We start from the raw sequence: 20,419 nt of genomic DNA on the forward strand, positions 1-20,419 counted from the left end.
GACTCCTGCGCTCACTTGCCGGCGAGGGCTTCGCTGCGCACCGGCCACTGGCCGATGCCGGTGGCGTCGTAGCCGGCGGGGTCCGGCTGCGGCTGCGGGCGCAGCGACGGGCGCATGGAGACCTTGCGCAGTTGCTGGGCGTCGGTGTCCGTCAGTTCCCAGAGCGCGCCGTAGACCATGGGGCCTTGCTCGCCCAGGAACAAAGCGATGCGGGCGGCGTCCGGGTCACCCTTGAGGCCCAGCGTCAGCATGCGGCCATAGGCTTCCGACATGCGGCCGCTGCGATAGGACTGAAGCGCGCCGTCGAAGTCGTAGTCGGCGGCCACGGCGGGGGCTGCGAGGCAGGCCAGCGCCAGGGCGAGAGCGGAAAGCTTGGTGTGCGACATGAGAACTCCTCCAAAGAGTGTTCACATCGTCATACAAATAATTACAAATCTCCATGCCGCCCGGCGCCGACCGGTGGCGGGCGGGCGTCATTGTTCACGCCGGGACGCAGGAGGAGACGCATGGAAGATTTCCGCGGCAAGGTGGCCGCCATCACGGGCGCGGGCTCGGGCATCGGCCGGGCGCTCGCCCTGCAACTGGCCGCCGACGGCGCGCGGCTGGCACTGGGCGACATCGACGCGGAGGGGCTGGCGCGGACAGCCGCCGAAGCGCGGGCGCTGGGCGCTGCCTGCACCACGGCCATCCTCGATGTGAGGCAGCGGGACGCGGTGTTCGCCTGGGCCGCCGAGTGCAGGGCTGCGCATCCGCAGGTCAACCTCGTGATCAACAACGCCGGTGTCGCGCTGGCGGCAGCCGCTTCCAGCGTCGGCATCGAAGATTTCCGGTGGATCATGGGGATCAATTTCTGGGGCGTCGTGCACGGCACGCAGGCCTTCCTGCCGCACCTGCATGCCAGCGGCGACGGGCACATCGTGAACATCTCGAGCATCGCCGGCATCGTCGCCATGCCCACGCAGGCCGCCTACAACGCCAGCAAGTTCGCCGTGCGCGGCTACACCGAGGCCTTGCGCATGGAGCTGGAACTGGCCGGCGCGCCCGTGAGCGCCAGCTGCGTGCATCCGGGCGGCATCTCCACGCGCATCGCGCAGTCCATGCGCGTCGACGACGGTCTGCTGCGAGCAGCGGGGCTCGACGCGGCGGGTTTTCGCCGGCGCTCCGAGCGCCTGCTGCAGGTCACCACCCCGGCGCAGGCGGCGCAGCGCATCCTCGCGGGCGTGCGCCGCAACGCGCGCCGCATCCTCATAGGCCCGGACGCGCATGCGCTGCACGCGATGGAGCGCGTGCTCGGCGCCAACTACCAGCCCCTGCTCGTGCGGCGCTGGCGGCAGCTGGCCGCGGAGCGTTGAGATGGAACTGCACGACGTCGATGTGGTCGTGGTCGGCGCCGGCATCTCCGGCATCGCCGCCGGCCACTACCTGCGCACGCAATGCCCCGACCGCAGCTTCGTGATCCTGGAGGGCCGCGCGGCGATCGGCGGCACCTGGGACCTGTTCCGCTATCCCGGCGTGCGCTCGGATTCCGACATGTTCACCCTGGGCTTCACCTTCCGGCCCTGGACGAGCGATGCCGTGATCGCGCAGGGCGCGGCCATCCGCGACTACGTGCACGACACGGCGCGCGAGGAGGGCCTGCTGCCGGCGATGCGCTTTGGCCACCGCGTGACCGCCGCGGATTGGAGCAGCAGCGAGGCGCGCTGGACGGTGCAGGTCGACGCCGGCGGCCAGCCGCGCACGCTGCGCTGCCGTTTCCTCTTCTTCTGCAGCGGCTACTACGACTACGCGCGCGGCCATGCGCCGGAGATCCCGGGCCGCGACAGTTACGCGGGCCGCGTGGTGCATCCGCAGCACTGGCCGCAGGGGCTGGAGGTCGCGGGCAAGCGCATCGTCGTGATCGGCAGCGGCGCCACCGCGGTGACGCTGATCCCGGCGCTGGCGCAGCAGGCCGCGCACGTGACCATGCTGCAGCGTTCGCCCAGCTACATCCTGGCGATCCCGGGACGCGACGCGATCGGGCGCGCCTTGCAGCGCATGCTGCCGCGCCGCTTCGCGTATCGCCTGATCCGCTGGAAGAACATCCTCCTCGCGAGCGCGATCTACCAGCTCGCGCGCCGCCGTCCGCAAGCCACGGGCGCGTGGTTGGTGCGGCAGGCGCAGCGAAGCAGCGGCGTGGACGCCAGGCACCTGCAGCCTCGCTACCAGCCCTGGGACCAGCGCCTGTGCATCGTTCCCGATGCGGACCTGTTCGCCGCGCTGCGCGCGGGCCGTGCGTCCATCGTGACCGACCAGGTCGAGCGCTTCACGGCTTCCGGCCTGAAGCTCGCCTCGGGCGAGGAGCTGCCCGCCGACATCGTCGTTACCGCGACCGGCCTGCGCCTGCAGCTGTTCGGCGGCGCGCGCATCGCGGTCGACGGCCGCCCCCTGGAGCTGGCGCAGGCCCTGTCGTACAAGGGCATGATGCTCGCGGGGGTGCCGAATTTCGCCATGGCCATGGGCTACACCAATGCGTCCTGGACGCTCAAGGCGGAATTGATCGCGCGCCAGGTCTGCCGCGTGCTCAACCACCTGCGCGACCAGCGGCTGGACGTCGCCATGCCGGTGCACGAAGGCGAGACGGGCGAGACCCGGCCGGCGCTGGACCTGCAATCCGGCTACATCCTGCGCGCCGCCGACGCCTTGCCGCGCCAGGGCACGCACAAGCCCTGGCGCGTCTACCAGAACTACGTGCTGGACCTGCTGTCCCTGAAGTTCACGCCCCTGCGCGACGGTGCCCTGCGCTTCGGCCGGCAGGGCGAAGCGGTGCGCTGAAGGGCATGCACTTGCTGATCACGCTGCTGCTCGTCGCGCTCGTCGCGCTGGCCGGCTTCGCGCTCTTCACCGCTTTCGTGGCCCGCAAGGTGACGCAGGCCTTCCCGCCCGAGGGCGACTTCGTGGGGGTCGACGGCGAGCGCATCCACTACCGCTCGCTCGGGCAAGGGCCGGCCATCGTCTTCGTCCACGGACTGGCGGGCCAGATGAAGCACTTCGAGTACCTCCCGCTGGCGGAGCTCGCGCAGCGCTGGCGGCTGGTGCTGATCGACCGCCCCGGTTCGGGACGCTCGCCGCGGGTGGATGCAGGCAAGGCCGGCGTCGCGGCGCAAGGCCGCCTGGTGCTGGATTTCATCGGAGCCTTGCAACTGCCGCAGCCGCCGCTGCTGGTGGGCCATTCGCTGGGGGGCACGATCGCGCTGTCGGCCGCCCTGCAGGATCCGCGGGCGATCGCCGGCTTGGCCCTGCTCGCGCCCCTCACGCACCAGGCGCGCGACGTGCCCGAGCCCTTCCGGCTGTTCGCCTTGCGCAGGACCTGGCTGCGGCGCTTCATCGCGCACACGGTCGCCGTGCCGCTGGCCGTCCTGAGCAGCCGCGGGGCGCTGGCCTTCATGTTCGGGCCGGAAACAGCGCCGCGCGACTTTCCGCTGCGGGGAGGCGGGCTGCTGGGCCTGCGGCCCTCGGCTTTTTGCGCCGCGTCCGAGGACATGCTCGGGGTGGAGGGCGACCTGCCTTACCAGCAGCAGCGTTACGGCGAACTGCGCCTGCCCGTGGGGGTGATGTTCGGTGACGGGGACCGGGTGCTCGACTGGCGCAACCAGGGCGAAGGGCTGCGGCGCAAGCTGCCGTCCGCGAGCCTGGAGCTCATCTCCGGCGCCGGGCACATGCTGCCGGTCACCCGCCCGCAGGAAGTCGCCGCCTGGCTGGAAGGGATCGCGCGACGCACGCTCGCGTGAGCGCCGCCGCGCCGGCGACGTTCAGAGATCTTCCGCCGCGATGGCTGCCTGCACCGCGTCGCGCACCGCCTCGTAGCCGGGCACGCAGCGCAGCTCGCCCTGGTGCTCGGGCACCGGGCAGTCCGACGCCCGGCCGCAGTAGGTCTGGCAGGTGCCGCTCACGTAGCTGACCTTGTAGTGCGGGTCCTCGTGGCGGTAGATGGCGCGCTTGCTCCACTCGATCGACATGCCCAGCACCACCAGGCGCGTGTCGGTCGCGCCGGCGAGCACGGACAAGCCGTTCTGCCCGGTCACGAAGACGCCGGCCTTGCGCAGCGTGTAGTAGGTCTGGTCCAGGGACAGGCGGTTGGTGAGGTTCACCACGCCGCGCAGCTCGGGCGAGCTCTTGACCATCCTGTCGGCGGGGCTCGGAACGTCCTTGCCGACGACCGCCACGCTCAGGCTGCGGGCCACCAGCTCGTCGGCCAGGCGCTGCCAGTACTCGGTCGGCCAGCTGCGCGTGGCCCAGGTCTTCGAGGTGTTCAGCACCACGTCGAAGGCCTGCGCTTGGTCCGGCTCGCTCGGGAAGTACTCCAGCTGCTTCTCGCGAAAGCTCAGGCCGCCCAGGCCGAGCGGGATGCTGAGGAAGTCGAAGGTGTCCATGCGCCAGTGCGGCAGCTTGTCCAGCTCGAACAGCGTCGCCGTCTTGTGCGGATAGGCCTGGATGCGCGCTTCGTCCATGGGGAAGACGCCGTCCACGTACGGGCAGGACCGGAACAGCTCGGGGTGGTGCGTGAACAGGTCGAAGCTGTAGTCCGAGGTCTTTCCCAGCACCCGGATCACGGACTGCGCGAACAGGCAGTCGCCCATGCCCTGGCAGGCGAGCACGATGCCGACGCGCTCGCGCACGGGGTTCAGGGTGGCAGCATCCATGCGGCAATTTTATCCATCTCGACAATGAGGGACCCGCCGCCGCGCCGCAGGCATTCCGCCGTTTTGTGCAACAGTTGCGGGCAATGAACATCCTCTTCGTCGCCGACCCGCTGGAGGTCTTCAAGACCTACAAGGACACCACCTTCTCCATGATGCGCGAGGCCCAGCGCCGTGCGCACCGCATCTGGGCCTGCGAGCCGCAGCACCTGAGCTGGCGTTCGGGCGACCTGGTCCATGCGCAGGTGCGCGAGATCGCGCTCACCGGGGCCGAGGAGGACTGGTTCCAGGTGCGGCACAGCGAGCGGCGCGCGCTGCGCGATTTCGACGCGATCGTGATGCGCAAGGATCCGCCCTTCGACACCGAGTACTTCTACGCCACGCACCTGCTGGAGCAGGCGCAGCGCGAAGGCGCCAAGGTGTTCAACAAGCCGGCGGCGCTGCGCGACCATCCCGAGAAACTGGCGATCCTGGAGTTCCCCCAGTTCGTGAGTCCCACGCTGGTGACCCGTTCGGGCGACGAGGTCCGCCGCTTCCACGAGGAGCACGGCGAGATCATCCTCAAGCCCCTGGACGGCATGGGCGGCATGGGCATCTTCCGCGTCGGCCCGGACGGCCTGAATCTCGGATCCATCGTCGAGACTCTGAACCGCCACGGCGCCACCACCCTCATGGTGCAGCGCTTCGTGCCCGAGATCTCCCAGGGCGACAAGCGCGTGCTGGTGATCGGCGGCAAGGTGGCGCCCTTCTGCCTGGCGCGCATCCCGCAGGGCAGCGAGATCCGCGGCAACCTGGCCGCCGGCGGCAAGGGCGTCGCCCAGCCCATCTCCGAGCGTGACCGCGAGATCGCCGAAACCATCGGGCCGCTGCTGTCCGAGCGCGGGCTGCTGCTGATCGGCCTGGACGTGATCGGCGACTGCCTCACCGAAATCAACGTGACCAGTCCCACGGGCTTCCAGGAGATCACGAACCAGACCGGCTTCGACGTGCCGGCGATGTTCATCGATGCGCTGGAGGAGGCGGTCGACCGGGACCGCACGGTCATCTGAACGTCATTGCCGGCTTGGCCCGCAATCCGCGGGATGCCGGTCGACCGCCGCATGCATCCGGGTCAAGGCCGGGATGACGTGGCAAGGACCTCCCCGTCCACGAACACCTTCAGCTCGCCCGGCTGGAACTGCGTCCAGTTCTCGTTGACCGTCAGCGGCGAGGTGACCACCACGGCCACCTTGTCGCCGGGCGTCGTGTGCTGGGAGAAGTCGATGCTCAGGTCTTCGTCGGCGAGCTGCGCGTGGGAGAACGGGTGCTTGCGCTCCACGTACCAGAGGTTGGTGGAGCAGTGGGCCCACAGGGCGTCGCCGCTGGAGAGCAGGAAGTTGAAGCGACCGTGTTTCGCGATGCGCGGTGCCAGCTCGCGCAGCGTGAGCGTCAGCTCCTCGACGCTGGGCGTGTCGGCGTGGGACTTCCACATTTCCTGCATCAGCCAGCAGAAGGCCCGCTCGCTGTCGGTCGTGCCGACCGGCCGGAAGTTCGCATGCAGGCGCGGCTCGAATCCCTGCAGGTCGCCGTTGTGCGCGAAGACCCAGTAGCGCCCCCACAGCTCGCGCACGAAGGGATGGCAGTTCTGCAGCGCGACCTCGCCCTGCGTCGCCTTGCGGATGTGCGAGATGACGTTGCGGCTCTTGATGGGATAGCGGCGGATCAGCTCGGCGACCGGCGATTCGCAGGCGGGCTGGTGGTCCACGAAGTGGCGCAGGCCCTTGCCCTCGAAGAAGGCGATGCCCCAGCCGTCCGCGTGGTGGTCGGTGCGGCCGCCGCGCTGCGCGAAGCCGGCGAAGCTGAACGTCACGTCGGTCGGCGTGTTGCAGTTCATCCCCATCAGCTGGCACATCACCCGATTATTGGGTACTTGGATCGCCTTGTGGGGGGCCCTTGAGCTGCCAGGCGGCCACCATCGCGATCGCGCAGATCACCGCGAGCATCAAAAAGGACTCGTTGAACGCCGCGAGCCGCTGCGTGCTGGTCGGCCCTGAGAGGGTGGCGCCGTGCACGGCCAGGCGCCACTCCAGCACGATCGCGCACAGGCTCACGCCTGCCGCGCCGCCCAGCATGCGCAGGAAGTTGATGAGGCTGGCGCCTTGCGGGATCTCGCCCTTGTCCAGCGGCCGCATGGCGCCCAGGTTCAGCGAAGGCAGGACGAAGCCGAGCCCGATGCGCCCCAGGATGGCCCAGGCGACCAGCAAGGTGAGGCCAGTCCCCAGGTTGACGGTGGGCATCAGCGCGAACGAGGCGGCCAGCAGCGCGAGGCCGCCGCTCACCATCACGTGCGTGGGCACGCGCCGCGTCAGCCGTCCGGCGATGCCGATGGTGACGGCGAGCACGAAACCCGAAGGCAGCAGGATGGTCCCGACGTGCGATGCGGGCAGTTCGAGGCCCAGTTGCATGAACACCGGCAGCAGGTAGGTCGAACCGTACAGCCCGATGCCGTAGATGAAGGCGACCAGGCTGCCGATCGCGTAGGCGCGGTGGCGGAACACCGCCGGGTCGAGCAATGCATCCCGACCTCGCGCCTTGGCGCGCCGCAGCCAGACCGCCATGGCGACGAACGCCCCGACGGCGAACAGCAGCAGGCCGATGGCGAGCCAGCGGTTGCCGCCACGGATTTCCAGCAGGCCGTTGAGCAGCGCCAGGGTCCCGCTCGCGCCCAGCAGCAGCCCGCGCCAGTCGAGGGCGGCGGCATGCTTGCCCGCTTCGCCGCCACCCGGCGCGTTCACCGGGATGTAGCGGTGCGCCAGCCAGATCGATGCGAGGCAGAAAGGGACGACCATGAAGAAGATGGAGCGCCAGCCCCACAGGTCCACCAGGATGCCGCCGATGCTGGGCCCCAGCGCCGGCGCGAGCACCACGCCCATGCCGAACATGCCGCTGGCGCGCCCCTGCTCCGAGGGCGCGAAGGCGCGCATCATGACGATTGCGGGGATCGGCTGGACCACGCCGGCGGCCAGGCCCTCGACGACGCGCGAGGCGAGCACCAGCGGGAACCAGGGCGCGAGCCCGCCCGCGACGCCGCCGAGCAGCAGCAGCACCATGGTGCCGTCGTAGGTGCGGCGGTAGCCGAAGCGCGCGAGCAGCCAGGGCGTCGTGAGCATGGACACCGTCATCGCCACCATGAAGCCCGAGGACACCCATTGCGCGCGTTCCTGGTTGAGCCCGAACGCGTGGCTCATGCCGGGGATGGCGACGTTCACCACCGTGGCCGACATCAGCGAGGCCATCGTGCCGACCATGACGGACAGCATCAGCAGCCAGCGGTAGCGCGGCCCGTGGCGGGCGCTCAGTTCGGCGATGCTGCTGGCGCCGCTCACGCGGCGGCGGCGCCGCGCGCGCAGTCCGGGCAGATGCAGGCGCGGTCTTTCGCCACCGCCGGAACCCGCGCGAGCAGTGCGGCGCCGAAGTCCGCCTGCGTGCACCAGCAAGGGCCTTGCGCCTGGCCGGTTTCGCGCTCCACTTCCATCGCGCAGCGGTTGGCTGCGCGGCACAGCGGGCAGCGCGTGGGCACGAGGGGGGCGGCTTCGTTCGGCACGGGCGCAGTGTAGCGCCGCCCTGCGGCCGCGTTGCGCGTTCAGGCGGTCGCGTGGTCCTCGCGTTGGACCTTGCGCGTGCCGACAGCAGGCTGCCCGTGCTGCGACAGCGTGGCGATCGCGCGCGGCACCACGGCGCCGGCTTCCACGGCGCGCAGCTGCCGTTCGCGCACGAGCCGCTCGAGGCTGCGGCGCGTCATGGTGTGCACCTCGCCGCCGTGGCTCTGGAACAGGAAGAGCGTCGCGCGCTGGCTCACCCAGGTAAGGCTGGCGCGGCGCCACTTGGCACGCACGTGCAGGTCCACCCAGCAGCCTTGCTGCAGGCCGGCGACCACCGCCGCGACATCGACGCCGTCCTGGCCACCGGCATCTTCCAGCGGCACGGGCGCGCTCGGGCGCTCCTCGTCGAAACCGGCGGCCTGCAGTTCGCCCGGCGTGAGCCAGGGCGCGCCCACCGCGGCCTTGGGTTGCTGCCGTTGCGTGGACAGCAGCGCCGCATCGAGCTGGGGCTCGGCGGCCACCGTGTGGCTCGCATGGCGCGTGCGTGCACGCAGCTTGAGCACGGGGCGGTGCAGTTTCTCCAGCGCGTTGAAGAAGGTCTCGTGGTGGGCCGGCTCCTGGCCGATCAGTTTCATCCCGCCGCGCAGGCGCTCCAGCATGCCCGGCACCGTGTTGAACAGGCGCGCCGGGTCGCGCAGCGTCTGCTCGGTCTTGACGCTCCACAGCAGCTCGGAGATGACGGTGTTCCAGCCGCCCGGGTCCACCTGCTTCTGCGGGTCGGTCAGGCGCGCATGCGCCATCACCAGCGCCCACGGGCCATAGAGGAAGTCCTGCACGACGGCCGGCACGCCGTCGAGGTCGGATCGCTTCGACAGGCTCCAGGCGATCTGCGCGGCTTCGGCCTCGCGCGCCTCGGCGAAGTGCAGCGCGTCGACGGCGACCTGGCGGCCGCGCTCCTCGACGCGGTCCTCGCCGGCCCAGCGGTCCTCCAGTTCGGCGAGCGCCTGGCCGAAAGGCTGGTCGTCCACCACGTGCTGTTCGTTGAGCGCGCGGAAGGTCGTGCGGACGTCGGCGAAGAACTCCTGGAACTCGCTGGCGAATTCGTCGTTGTAGCGGAAGCTGCGCTCGGCCACGCGTTCCACCAGGCGGCGGCCGGCGTGGTCCTCGTGGGCGAAGAAGCGCGGCGTGACCAGCGCCAGCTTCGCCAGCGCCGGCTCGATCGCCACGATCGCCTCGCGCACCGGCGCCAGCAGCCGCGGGTCGCGGGCGACCTGGTCCACCAGCTTGCGCACCACTTCCAGGCCCAGCACCTGGCCGACCTGGCGCGCCTGCTTCTTCAGCCGGGCGCGGTGCAAGGCGCGCTCGCGCGCCGGCGCCCAGCGGCCCCAGGTCGCGCCTTCCAGTTCGCGCGCGGTGCCGACGTCGCGGTGGCCACGTTCCACCGGCGGCAGGGCGCGGTTGCGGTGCACTGCTTCCGCGTCGAAAGGCGCGAAGTCCTCCTGCGCCGTCTCGATCCCCTGCAGCTGCGCGTCCACCTTGCCGTAGAAGGCCGGCGCCAGCGGCTGCGAGGAAGGCTGCGCGCGCGAGAACAGGAAGTTCTGGAACAGTTCATCGGCCAGCGCGTAGTGCGAGAGGTCGGCCCACGCCGCTCCGCCCAGGGGGCCGGTGGTGCCGAGCGCCTGCTCGAGGACGCCGGCCGCCCCGGCGCGTCCGTCCTGCCCACCCGGGACCCCTGCGGATGCAGTTGCCGGTGCGGCGGCAGAAGAGGGTGCGGGCGCCCAGACGGCAGGCTTGGTCGGCTGGGATGCGGAAGGCAGCACGCGGTAGCTCGCTTCGGTGAGGCGGGCCGCGCGCAGCAGCTTCAGCGCTTCGCGGTACAGGCCCGCGATTTCGCCCGCGAGGGGTTCGGCCAGGTGCTGGCTCCAGAGCCTGGGCCAGCCGGGTTGCGGCGCGGGATGCATCAGGGAGCGCAGGGCCTGCGCGAACACCTGCGGCCGCAAGGGATTGCGTTCGGGCTCAACGCTGCCCAGCCCGAGGGCGGTGCTCATGAGCACATCGACTTCCGCGAGCGGCTGCTCCAGGCGCGGCGCCAGGAGCTGCAGCAGGCGCGAGCTTTCGATCTCCTGCGCCAGCGCGTCCTCGTCCACTAGGCTCAGGTCGCCGGAGCGCTCGTCCGCCTGCGCATCACCCGCGAGCGCCGGGCTGACGGCCGCGGCCGTCGTTTGCGCCTCCCGCAGCAGTGCGGGAAGGCGGCGCGCCCAGTCGGCGCGGCGGCGCGTGAGTTCCAGCCAGGCGTCGGCGAGCTCGCGCCGCTCGGCCGCGTCGCTGCAGTGGCGCTCCTGCTCCTGCAGGATGGTCACCGCCCGGTCGATGCAGCGCTCCACCATCGCGGGCGCCGCCGCGAGGGCGAGGTCCATGCACTGGCGGGCGGGAGCGGACGGGGCAAGCATGAGCGGCCGAGTCTAGGCAGGCCCGTGAAGAACAGCCCAGCAAGTCTTCACGGGCGCCTCCTTCGTCACCGCTGTTACGAAGTGTCAAGGATGAAAGGTCGCCGGCGGGCGACGACCTGCAGGCACCGGGGCCTGCGCGGTTCAACGCTTGCCGGCTTTCACCTTCAGCCGCCAGGCATGCAGCAGCGGCTCGGTGTAGCCACTGGGCTGCTCCTTGCCCTTGAACACGAGGTCCAGCGCGGCGCGGTAGGCGGCGGAGGTTTCCCAGTTGCCGGCCATCGGCTGGTAGGACGGGTCGCCCGCGTTCTGCTTGTCCACGACCGCGGCCATGCGCTGGAAGGTCTCGCGCACCTGCTGCTCGCTGACGACGCCGTGCAGCAGCCAGTTGCAGATGTGCTGGCTGGAGATGCGCAGCGTCGCCCGGTCCTCCATCAGGCCCACGTTGTGGATGTCGGGCACCTTGGAGCAGCCGACGCCCTGGTCGATCCAGCGCACGACGTAGCCCAGGATGCCCTGGGCGTTGTTCTCGATTTCCTGGCGGCGTTCCGCGTCGCTCCAGTTCGCCTCGGCGGCCACCGGCACCGTGAGCAGGCCTTGCAGCAGGCTGGCGCGTTCGCCGTCGCCGCTCTTTTCCAGCTCCCGCTGCACCGCGGCGACATCGACCTGGTGGTAGTGCAAGGCGTGCAGCGTGGCAGCGGTGGGCGACGGCACCCACGCGGTGTTGGCGCCCGCCTTCGGGTGCGCGATCTTCTGTTCCAGCATCGCGGCCATCAGGTCCGGCATGGCCCACATGCCCTTGCCGATCTGCGCACGCCCGCGCAGGCCGCAGGCCAGGCCCACCAGCACGTTGTTCTTCTCGTAGGCCTGGATCCAGGCGCTGGACTTCATGTCGCCCTTGCGGATCATCGGCCCGGCGTGCATGGCGGTGTGCATCTCGTCGCCGGTGCGATCGAGGAAGCCGGTGTTGATGAAGGCGACCCGCGCGGCAGCCGCGGCGATGCAGGCCTGCAGGTTCACGCTGGTGCGGCGCTCCTCGTCCATGATGCCCAGCTTCACCGTGTTCTCGGGCAGGCCCAGCAACTGCTCCACGCGCGAGAACAGTTCCGAGGCGAAGGCCACTTCCTGCGGCCCGTGCATCTTGGGCTTGACGATGTAGACGGAGCCGGTGCGCGAGTTGCGCACACCGTTCGCCCCCTTGCCCTGCAGGTCGACCATCGCGATCGCGGTGGTGATGACCGCATCCATGATCCCTTCCGGAATCTCCTTGCCGCCGTCCCACAGGATGGCGGGGTTGGTCATGAGATGGCCCACGTTGCGCAGGAACAGCAGCGAGCGGCCATGCAGCCGCACTTCGCCGCCATCGGCACCCTTGTAGACGCGGTCCTTGTTCAGCCCGCGCGTGAAGCTCCTGCCACCCTTGTTCACCTGCTCGGTCAGCGTGCCTTGCAGGATGCCCAGCCAGTTGCGGTACGCCAGCAGCTTGTCCTGCGCATCGACGGCGGCGATGGAGTCTTCCAGGTCCAGGATGGTGGACAGCGCCGCTTCGACGACCACGTCCGCGACGCCGGCCGCGTCGGTCCGGCCGATGGCGTTGCCGCGGTCGACGACGACGTCCAGGTGCAGGCCGTTGTTCTTCAGCAGCACGGAAGACGGCGCGCTCGCCTCGCCCTGGTAGCCGACGAACTTCGCGGGATCCTTCAGGCCGGAGGACTTGCCGCCCTTGAGGTCCACTTTCAGCTGGCCGCCTTCGACCTTGTAGGCGGTGGCGTCGGCATGGGAGCCGCTCGCCAGCGGCGCGGCCTGGTCCAGGAACTGGCGCGCGCGGGCGATCACCTTGGCACCGCGCACTTCGTTGTAGCCGGGTCCCTTGTCGGCGCCGCCGTCCTCGGGGATCACGTCGGTGCCATAGAGCGCGTCGTACAGGGAGCCCCAGCGCGCGTTGGCGGCATTGAGCGCATAACGCGCATTCAGGATCGGCACCACGAGCTGCGGGCCGGCCTGCAGGGCGAGTTCCGCATCGACGTTGGCCGTGGTCGCCTTCACGCCCTGCGGCTGCGGCACCAGGTAGCCGATCTGCTCCAGGAAGCCGCGGTAGGCCGCCATGTCGCGGATGGGGCCGGGGTTCTTCTTGTGCCAGCCATCGAGCTCGGACTGCAGCCGGTCGCGTTCGGCGAGCAGCGCCGCGTTCTTGGGCGCCAACTCGCGCACGATCTGGTCGAAGCCCTGCCAGAATTTCGCCCGGTCGACGCCGACGGCGGGCAGCACCTGTTCGTCGATGAAGCCCTTCAGCGGCGTGTCCACCTGCAGTCCGTGGATGGTCGTTCTTTCGGTCATGGTTGTTCTCCGGGAGTTTTCAGGATGGGAAGAAGGCGAGCACGTCGCGCAAGGTGCTGCCGGTGCGGGTCGGTTGCGTGCCAAGCTCCTCGAAGGGAAGCTGGTAGCGGTTGACCCACAGCGTGCGGTAGCCGAACCAGGTCGCGCCCAGCGCGTCCCAGCCGTTGCAGCTGACGAAGAGGATCTGTGCCGGCGCCAGGCCGGTGGCCTCGGTGCCCAGGCGGTAGGCGGCGGGATGCGTCTTGTACTTGCGCACGGCGTCCACGCTCAGCACGTGATCGAGCAGATCCTCCAGTCCCGCGCTGCGCACGGCGATGCCCAGCATCTGGGGGTCCCCGTTGCTCAGGATGCCGGTTGCCACGCGCCTGGCTTTCAGGGCCTGCAGCACCTCGCGGTTCTCCGGAAAGGCCGACAAGTGCCGGTACTGGTTCATCAGCTGCTGTTCGCGTTCGGTGGTCAGCGCGAGGCCCAGGCGCTTGCAGGCATGGCGCAGTGCCGCGAGTGTGAGCTCCCAGAACGGGCGGTAGTGGGCGCCATCGTTGCAGGTGGTGACCAGGCGGGTGTACTCGATCTGCTTGTCGCGCCAGAGGATGGACAAGGCCTGGCCCTGGCCCGGGAAGAGCTGCTCGGCGAGCAGGCCCACGCTGTACACGTCGAACAGCGTGCCGTAGGCATCGAACAGGACGGCCCGGGGTTTTTCCATGCCGGCTACTGTATTGCGAACTTCGCGCGTAATTGATGGGCGCGAAGTGCGGTTATTGATGACTTCGGTGCGGGTAATGAGCGCCGACTAGGGCGTCCGGCCGGCAAATCCGCGCAGCACGTCCAGCAGCTCCCCGACCGCGCCGCGCTCGTCCTCGGCCAGGTCCAGGGCCAGGTAGGGTTGCAGGACGAAGCGCGCCTCCGCATGCACCGAGTCCCAGTGGTGGGGCGCCGGCACCCGTTCCTGCAGGTCGCGCAGCTCCGCCAGCACGCCGTCCAGGTTGTCCAGCAGGCTGCCGCCGGCCAGCGCCTTGAGCACCTGCAGTTCGGCGATGCCGACCACCGACCAGAAATCCGGCTCGGCGACGGCGGCCGTGCGCGTCATGCGCTCGACGGCCTCCAGCCGCTCCTGCGGCACCCGGGGCGCGCGGCGCGCCATGATGTCCGCGGCGATCTCGCAGATCAGGGCCGCGCGCGCCGGGTAGAACACGTCGACCGCGCCGGCCGCGGTGGCCCGCTCCTGCGCCTGCAGGTACCAGCGCGCGCCCTGGGAGGCGGCCTGCGCCGCCGCCTCGGCCTCGCCGCGGCGCCAGGCCACCATGGCGAGCCGCTTGCACGCCGAGCCGATGAGGCTCAGGCGTTCGCGGGTCGGATGCACCTGGGCCAGCCGCCGCAACTCGCGCATGCCCAGCCGGATCGTGCGCGGGTCGTCCGATTTCTCGGCACTGCGGGCGCGCAGGTTGGCCAGCTGTTCGGCGGCGCGCAGCGTGGCGCCCGCGTCTTCGGCGGCGACGGCGCGCTCCAGCCAGAGCAGCGCCTGCTCGGCCGCCTCGGCCGTCATGTACGCAAGGCCGAAGGCTTCGGCCACCGCACCCTGCGCGCCCCAGTGCGCACCGTGTTCGGCCTCCAGGCTGCGGATGCGGTCCAGCGCCGCCTGCGGCGTGCGCGAGCCGAAGCGGACCTCCGTCACGATGTTCTCCAGCGCCAGCTCCAGCCCGAAGGCCGAGGCAATGGGCCCTTCCTCGCGCGCCGGCCCGGCGTTGCGCACCTCCTGCGAGCGGCTCCAGCTCCAGGTGGGATCGCCGTAGCACTGGTAGGCAGCCCAGGTGTTGCCGCCGGGGTTGGCCTTCCACGCGGCCTCGCGGGCCGCGCCCACCGCGTCGATGAAGCGCGCCCCGGCCAGCAGCGCGTCGTAGAAGCGGGTGGCGAAGATCTCCGCCGGCCCGTCCTCCACCGCCCAGCCGGCGGCGATGACGCAGCGCACGCCGACCTCGATCAGCTTCTCGGCGATGTTGGCGGCGAAGCGCGCCCGGTCGTGCGCCCGGCCCAGGTCCTGCACGTCGCGGTGCGCGAGGTGGCAGCAGTTGAGGAAGACCAGCTCGGGCACCGTGCGCATCGCCGCCACTTCCTTGGCGCCCAGGAAGCTGTTGCCGGACAGGACGACGCCGCCGTCCGCGCCCGGCGCGCCGTGGCCCGCGACGTGGATGATGCGGTAGGACCGCGCGAACAGCTCGTTGATGACGGTGCGCGCATCGTTGCGCGCGACCAGCGCACTGACCGCCACCGGGGGGCGCTGCGCGTCCAGGTGCGCGATCACCGCTTCCGCTTCGGCCCGCGCGCCATCGAGCGCCGGGTAGTCGGGCGGGGCGGCGGGCTCGCCGATGACCAGCACGGCGTCGTCCGGCGTCGCGTCCATCACGCGTTCGCGAAAGGCGTCGGTGCGCAGCTTGCGGATCAGGCGGCTGCGCACGGCCCAGGGTCGGCTGTCCTCCAAGGTCGCATCGGGGTTGGACTTGAGCAGCTCCCAGGGGATGACGGCGGTGCCCGCATCCACCTCCAGCACCATTTCCGTGGTCCCCGCCAGGTAGGGCTCGATCTCCGCGGGCACCAGCAGGTTGAACAGCGTGCGGCCGATCAGCGGGTCGGTGTTCGCCTGGTTGGACGCGCTGGCCACCAGCTCCTGCACCAGGGCCGTCTGCGCGTGCTGTGCGCGCACTTCGGTGCGCGCCCGCCGGGTGTCGAGGTCGTAGGCGATGGAGATGTTGCCTTGCGCGTCGCGCTGCGACAGCGCACTGATGAAGTCGTAGGTGGTGCTGCGGTAGCCGGCGTCGAGCGAGCGCCGCATGCCGCCTTGTTCGACCTCCACCTGGCCCTCCAGCAGCAGCCGTCCGCCCCAGGCCGCCTGCTGCTGGCGCAGTGCGTGCCAGGCTTCCGTGGCGCGCTCGAGGAACAGCTCCACGAAGGTGAGCCGCACCACGCGCGGCCAGCCCGTGTCCGCCAGCTTCTCGTTGGCGTCGATCACGCCCTGGCTGACGTACTGCGCCGCCGTGCCCGGCGTGATGCGCAGGCCGCCGCTGCCGATCAGGGTGGCGCTGAGTTCGAAGGTCGCCGGCGCCGGCCCTGGCTGCTCCGCCAGCCGCTGCGCGTACGCGAGCACGGCCTGGCGCACGGTGAAGGCGAGCTTGTCCGCGCTGAGCTTGCCTTCCTCGCCGAGGCCCGCCACGACGGCGGCGGTCGGACGCGCCATCTGCAAGGGGTTGGCCGGATTGGGGCGTTCGTTGGCGAAGGCCTGGTGGGTGCCGGTCGCGTCCGGGTACAGGCCGGTCGCGAGCGAGCGCGACATGGCGCCGTCGACCAGCTTGTCGACCATCTTCTCCGAACCGGTCAGCTGCAGCGAACGGTAGTGGCCCACCAGCAGGGGCTCGGGCACGAACTGCAGGTCGCCGTTGACGACGCGCACCACCAGCGCCTGCGCGTTGGCGGGCCGCTCGCGGGCGGCGCCTGCATCCATCAGGTCGGACGGGCTCGCCGGCGGCGCGACGTCCTCGAAGCGTCGCGAGGGCCGGCTGTGCACGGGCGCGAGTGCCGCGCGCGGCGCGCCGCCGCGTTCGCGGGCCACCGGCGTGTGGGGGATGGGCTCCATGCGCGGCAGCCTTTGCGTGCTGCCTTCGGTGAGCAGCTCCAGGTAGGCGGCGAAGGCCTCGGCCGTCTCGGGCAGCTTGCCGTGCGGCGCGTCGACCTGCCACATGGCCACGCCGGGCAGCTGCGCGCTGCGGTGCGGCACGCGCCCGTCTCCCCCTTCGGGTGCCGCGACGTATTCCAGGCCCGCCTCGGTGAGCACGTAGCCGGCCGGCGTGAAGCCGGCGCGCCCGACGACGATGGCCATGCGGGAGGCGTCGGCGTGCAGGCTTTGCAGCTGTTCGTCCAGCCGGCTGCGCAGGGCGGCGGCGCGTTCGAGCACCTCCTGCGGCGGCGCCGACCAGCCGTACACGGCCTGCTGCGCGTCGGGCTGGTGCCAGGCGTTGTAGCGCGTGAGCGCGGCGATGTCCTCGTCGGCCAGCTTCTTCCAGGTGTTTTCCAGCCGCAGCTGCAGCTGCGGGTCGTTCAGGCCGGCCTGCAATTCCATCAGCCCGGGCAGGCCGGCGATCACCTTGCGCGCCGCCGCGTTGCGGAACAGGGAGCCGAACGCGACCAGTGCGTTGCCGAAGCCGTCGTCGCCGGTCAGCATCTGCATGGGCGCCCAGGAGCCGCCGTTGGGTGGGCCGAGCATCAGCAAGCGCGCGCCTTCGCGCCGCATCATGCGGTCCCAGGTCTCGCGCCGCTGCAGGCGCAGGGTGCGTGCCAGGAGCGCGCCCATGGAGTGCGCGAGCAGGCGCACCGGCTGGCCGGTGCCGTTGCGCGCGGTGAGTGCCGCATCCACCGCGTCGGCCAGGCGCGCGGCCTCGTCCTCGAGGGGACGACGCCAGTCGAACGCGAAGGAGATGACTTCGTGCGTGTCGGCCAGCCGCTCGATGAGGGCGTCGTACACGTCCGCCACCGGACCGTCGGCCTGGAAACGGTCCGCCGTGTCGGCGTTCCATTCCAGCTTCATCAGGCCGTCGACGAAGTTCCACGCCAGCCAGATCCTCTCGCCGTCGCGGCGGATGTTGGAGCCCAGGATGCCGGGCAGCACGAAGACGGCGGGGCGGCTGGCTGCCGGTGCCGCCGGCGTGCCGGCGGAGCGGCGCACGGCGCGCGCCGCGCGCGTGCCGCTCGCGTCGACGCCGGCCCAGGAATCGCGCCCGATGACGCCGAAGCCCTCGGGCACGTCCTGCAGCAGGGCGTCGACGACCGCCGTGGCCGTGCGCGCGTTGCTGAAGTAATTGAAGTGCGAGACCTTGCCGCCGCGGTCCAGCAGGAAGCGCGCATGGTCCGACTGGCCGACGGCGCCGCGCGGGACGCCGCCGTACATGGCGCGCGTGTGCACCACGAGATCGTTGTCGGTCCAGTAGAAGGCGTCGGCCAGCAGCGTCTTCACCCAGGACAGCATCGAGTCGCCTTGCACGTCGCCGGCCACGACGCGCAGGTCGCCTTCGATGGGCGCCGACTGCGAACCCAGCCAGCGGATGAAGGCGCTCTCCGGCATCATGGCATTCAGGCCCGGCAGCACCCGCGGGTCGGCGCGCTTTTTCGCGATGCCGTGCAGGAAATCGAGGAGGCCGCCGATCGCCGGCTGCCCCGCGAGCTGCAGTGCCCAGGTCAGGATGGACAGATAGGCGTCGAGCCGGCGCGAGGCGAGCAGCGTGCCGCGCGCGGGGCAGGCCACGCGCACCATGCGCTCGACGCGCAGGCCCTTGCGGCGCGCCTCGGCGAAGAGCTGCGCCAGGTCCGCCGCGTCCTCCGGGACCATCGCGTCCAGGTCCTTGCGCTCCGGCACCGTGCCGCTGCAGGCGCGGGCCAGCACTTCGGCGACCAGGCCGCCGCGCGAATGCGTCAGCAGGTGCAGCCGCGTGCCCGCGGGCAGCGTGGCCACCAGCGCGAGCGCGTTGCGCACGGGGCTGTCGCCGAGGGTCGGATGGTCGAAGGCATACACGTGTTCGCCGTAGCGGTCGAACAGGCGCCGCAGCTGCGCGGCCTGCGCGGTCCACAGCTTGCCGAAGGTGCTGTGGCTCTCGACGAAGGTGCCGTGGACCAGCACCAGGATCGCCTGGCCGTTGGCGGGGGCCTGCAGGTTCGCCACGGGTCGCTCGCCCGCCTGCTTCAGCGGCTGGTCGAAGCGGTCGGGCTGCATGCGGTACAGGCCGGTGTCGACCTGCGCATCCAGCTTCTTCGCGAGGTAGCGCGCCGCCTGGTCCTGCGCCAGGTCCAGGCCGAGGTCGGGCGCGACGTCGCCCAGCACCTCGAAGCTGTCCAGCGTCGCCTGGCCCAGCCACTCGGTGAATCCGCGCGTCGCTGCCGCGTCGGGACCGCGCCATCCGAGCTGCGGCGTCACGGCCAGCGTGCCGGACGCGTCCCGCCGTTTCTCGCGGCGCTGCGCCGCCAGCAGGTCGTGCGCGCTTTCGGGCGCGAGGATCAGGGTGGGACCGTTGGCGATCGTGAGCCGCACGACGTGCTCGCCCGAGCGGGCCGTGACGGTGACCGGCTTCGCATCGGCACGCGTGGTCGCCATGCGCACCGCCTGGCGCACGACGCCGCGGCCGCTGCCGCGCGTGGCCGCGGGGAGTTCCTCGCCGGCCAGCTCGAAGGTGAAGTCCCGGGCCGGGACCGGAGTCCCGGGCGCTGCGGGGCCGGGCGTTCTCGTGCTGCCCATGGCGCTCCTCCCTCGCGCCGTCGGGGCGCGCGCGCAGTATGGAGGAGGCTCCCCGCCCCAGTCAACGCAGGGTCAGGCCCTCATAGCGCGAAGATGCGCTGCGCGTTGGCGCTGCGGATGGCGCGGCACTGCGCCTCGGGCAGCGCGGCCGTGTTGGCGAAGGCGCCCTTGGTGTCGTGCACCCAGTGCGGCCAGTCGGTGCCGAACATGACGTGCTCGTGGCCGACGATGGACACGAGGTACTGCAGCGGCCGCAGGTCGTAGGTGATGCTGTCGTAGTAGATGTGGCGCAGGTAGTCGGTGGGCTTGCGCTTCATCTGGCGGCGCGAAGGCAGTTCCACCTCGTCGCCCTTCTCGAAGCGGCCGACCAGATACGGCAGGGTGCCGCCGCCGTGCGAGGCGATGATCTTCAGGTCGGAGTACTGGTCGAAGAAGCCCTCGAAGATCATGCGCGTGATCGCCAGCGTCGTGTCGAACATGAAGCCCACCGACCAGCTCAGGTCGAACTTGCTCATGTCCATGAAGTCGACGCCGGGCGGGTCGGTGGGATGCACCAGCACCGGCAGCTTGCGCTGGTCGATCGCCTTCCAGATCGGCGCGAACATCGGATCGGTGAGGCTCCTGCCGGCGACGTTGGCCAGCACCATCACGCCCACCGCGCCCCTGGCGCAGCTGCGTTCCAGTTCCTCCACCGCGCGCTGCGGGTACTCCCAGGGCAGCGAGGCGAACCAGCGGATGCGGTCCGGGTAGCGCGATTGCGCGTCGGCCACGTTGTCGTTGGCTTCGCGCGCCGCCAGCACGCTGATCTCTTCGCCTCCCCAGTAGACGTTGGGGCAGGTGAGGGAGACCACCGACACGTCGATCTTCGCCTGGTCCATGTGCTGGATGCGCAGCTCCCAGTCGAAGTGGCCCTTTTGCGGCAGCACCACCGGCGTGTTGCCGCGGAAGATCTCGCGCTGGCCGTCGGGACGCGTCTGGATGTTGTAGATGCCGCTTTTTTCCTGCAGCAGCTGCAGCCACTTGTGCGTGAACATGTGGGTGTGGACGTCGATGACCGTCACGTCTTGTCTCCTGGTGTCGTGCGCTCAGGGTGCGACCGGATGGCCG

The 20,419-nt window shown here is 70.8% G+C and carries 14 protein-coding genes; 4 read left to right on the plus strand and 10 right to left on the minus strand.

From position 1 onward, the window contains the following. Nucleotides 1-11 precede the first annotated feature (11 nt). Nucleotides 12-386 (minus strand): hypothetical protein, encoded by a 375-nt coding sequence (locus AC3EGR_RS22875; RefSeq protein ID WP_488548833.1) that lies wholly within the window; start codon nucleotides 384-386, stop codon nucleotides 12-14. A 120-nt stretch (nucleotides 387-506) separates the two neighbouring features. Between AC3EGR_RS22875 and AC3EGR_RS22880 the strand changes: the two genes are divergently transcribed. The 3 genes from AC3EGR_RS22880 to AC3EGR_RS22890 are packed head-to-tail and all read left to right on the plus strand — an operon-like array spanning nucleotide 507 to nucleotide 3,767. Next, nucleotides 507-1,352: an SDR family NAD(P)-dependent oxidoreductase gene (locus AC3EGR_RS22880; protein WP_488548834.1), complete on the plus strand. Its 846-nt coding sequence runs from the start codon at nucleotides 507-509 to the stop codon at nucleotides 1,350-1,352. After that, entirely contained in the window at nucleotides 1,264-2,811 is a 1,548-nt protein-coding gene (locus tag AC3EGR_RS22885) for a flavin-containing monooxygenase (RefSeq protein ID WP_488548835.1), read from the plus strand. The genes AC3EGR_RS22880 and AC3EGR_RS22885 overlap by 89 nt, the downstream gene beginning before the upstream one ends. Nucleotides 2,812-2,816: 5 nt before the next feature. Beyond that, on the plus strand, nucleotides 2,817-3,767 hold the full coding sequence (locus AC3EGR_RS22890) for an alpha/beta fold hydrolase (RefSeq protein WP_488548836.1): 951 nt from the start codon (nucleotides 2,817-2,819) through the stop codon (nucleotides 3,765-3,767). Nucleotides 3,768-3,788: 21 nt separating this feature from the next. On the opposite strand, the gene AC3EGR_RS22895 is transcribed toward AC3EGR_RS22890, so the two are convergent. Next, nucleotides 3,789-4,679, minus strand: a complete 891-nt coding sequence (locus tag AC3EGR_RS22895) for a glycosyltransferase family 9 protein (RefSeq protein WP_488548837.1) — start codon at nucleotides 4,677-4,679, stop codon at nucleotides 3,789-3,791. Between the two features lie 83 nt (nucleotides 4,680-4,762). On the opposite strand from AC3EGR_RS22895, the gene gshB reads away from it, so the two are divergent. Further along, nucleotides 4,763-5,725 carry a glutathione synthase gene (gene gshB, locus AC3EGR_RS22900; RefSeq protein WP_488548838.1) on the plus strand — a complete coding sequence of 321 codons (963 nt, stop codon included), beginning with the start codon at nucleotides 4,763-4,765 and terminating at the stop codon, nucleotides 5,723-5,725. 62 nt (nucleotides 5,726-5,787) lie between these two features. Here gshB and AC3EGR_RS22905 read toward each other — a convergent pair whose 3' ends face one another. The 8 genes from AC3EGR_RS22905 to AC3EGR_RS22940 form a co-directional block, all read right to left on the minus strand. Further along, complete coding sequence (locus tag AC3EGR_RS22905; RefSeq protein ID WP_488548839.1) at nucleotides 5,788-6,567, minus strand: class II glutamine amidotransferase; 780 nt, start codon at nucleotides 6,565-6,567, stop codon at nucleotides 5,788-5,790. A 7-nt stretch (nucleotides 6,568-6,574) separates the two neighbouring features. Further along, entirely contained in the window at nucleotides 6,575-7,975 is a 1,401-nt protein-coding gene (locus tag AC3EGR_RS22910) for an MFS transporter (RefSeq protein ID WP_488548855.1), read from the minus strand. Between the two features lie 62 nt (nucleotides 7,976-8,037). Next, on the minus strand, nucleotides 8,038-8,259 hold the full coding sequence (locus AC3EGR_RS22915; protein ID WP_488548840.1) for a cysteine-rich CWC family protein: 222 nt from the start codon (nucleotides 8,257-8,259) through the stop codon (nucleotides 8,038-8,040). Nucleotides 8,260-8,298: 39 nt separating this feature from the next. Next, nucleotides 8,299-10,707 carry a DUF1631 family protein gene (locus AC3EGR_RS22920; protein WP_488548841.1) on the minus strand — a complete coding sequence of 803 codons (2,409 nt, stop codon included), beginning with the start codon at nucleotides 10,705-10,707 and terminating at the stop codon, nucleotides 8,299-8,301. A gap of 141 nt (nucleotides 10,708-10,848) precedes the next feature. After that, nucleotides 10,849-13,041 carry a malate synthase G gene (locus AC3EGR_RS22925; RefSeq protein WP_488548842.1) on the minus strand — a complete coding sequence of 731 codons (2,193 nt, stop codon included), beginning with the start codon at nucleotides 13,039-13,041 and terminating at the stop codon, nucleotides 10,849-10,851. A gap of 19 nt (nucleotides 13,042-13,060) precedes the next feature. Beyond that, complete coding sequence (locus tag AC3EGR_RS22930; RefSeq protein WP_488548843.1) at nucleotides 13,061-13,744, minus strand: haloacid dehalogenase type II; 684 nt, start codon at nucleotides 13,742-13,744, stop codon at nucleotides 13,061-13,063. An 87-nt stretch (nucleotides 13,745-13,831) separates the two neighbouring features. Further along, entirely contained in the window at nucleotides 13,832-19,312 is a 5,481-nt protein-coding gene (locus AC3EGR_RS22935) for a DUF7379 domain-containing protein (protein WP_488548844.1), read from the minus strand. An 80-nt stretch (nucleotides 19,313-19,392) separates the two neighbouring features. Then, a complete protein-coding gene (locus tag AC3EGR_RS22940; RefSeq protein WP_488548845.1) occupies nucleotides 19,393-20,373 on the minus strand; it encodes an amidohydrolase family protein in 981 nt (326 codons plus the stop codon). Between the last annotated feature and the right edge of the window lie 46 nt (nucleotides 20,374-20,419).

This window comes from Ramlibacter sp. G4-7 (assembly GCF_057784995.1).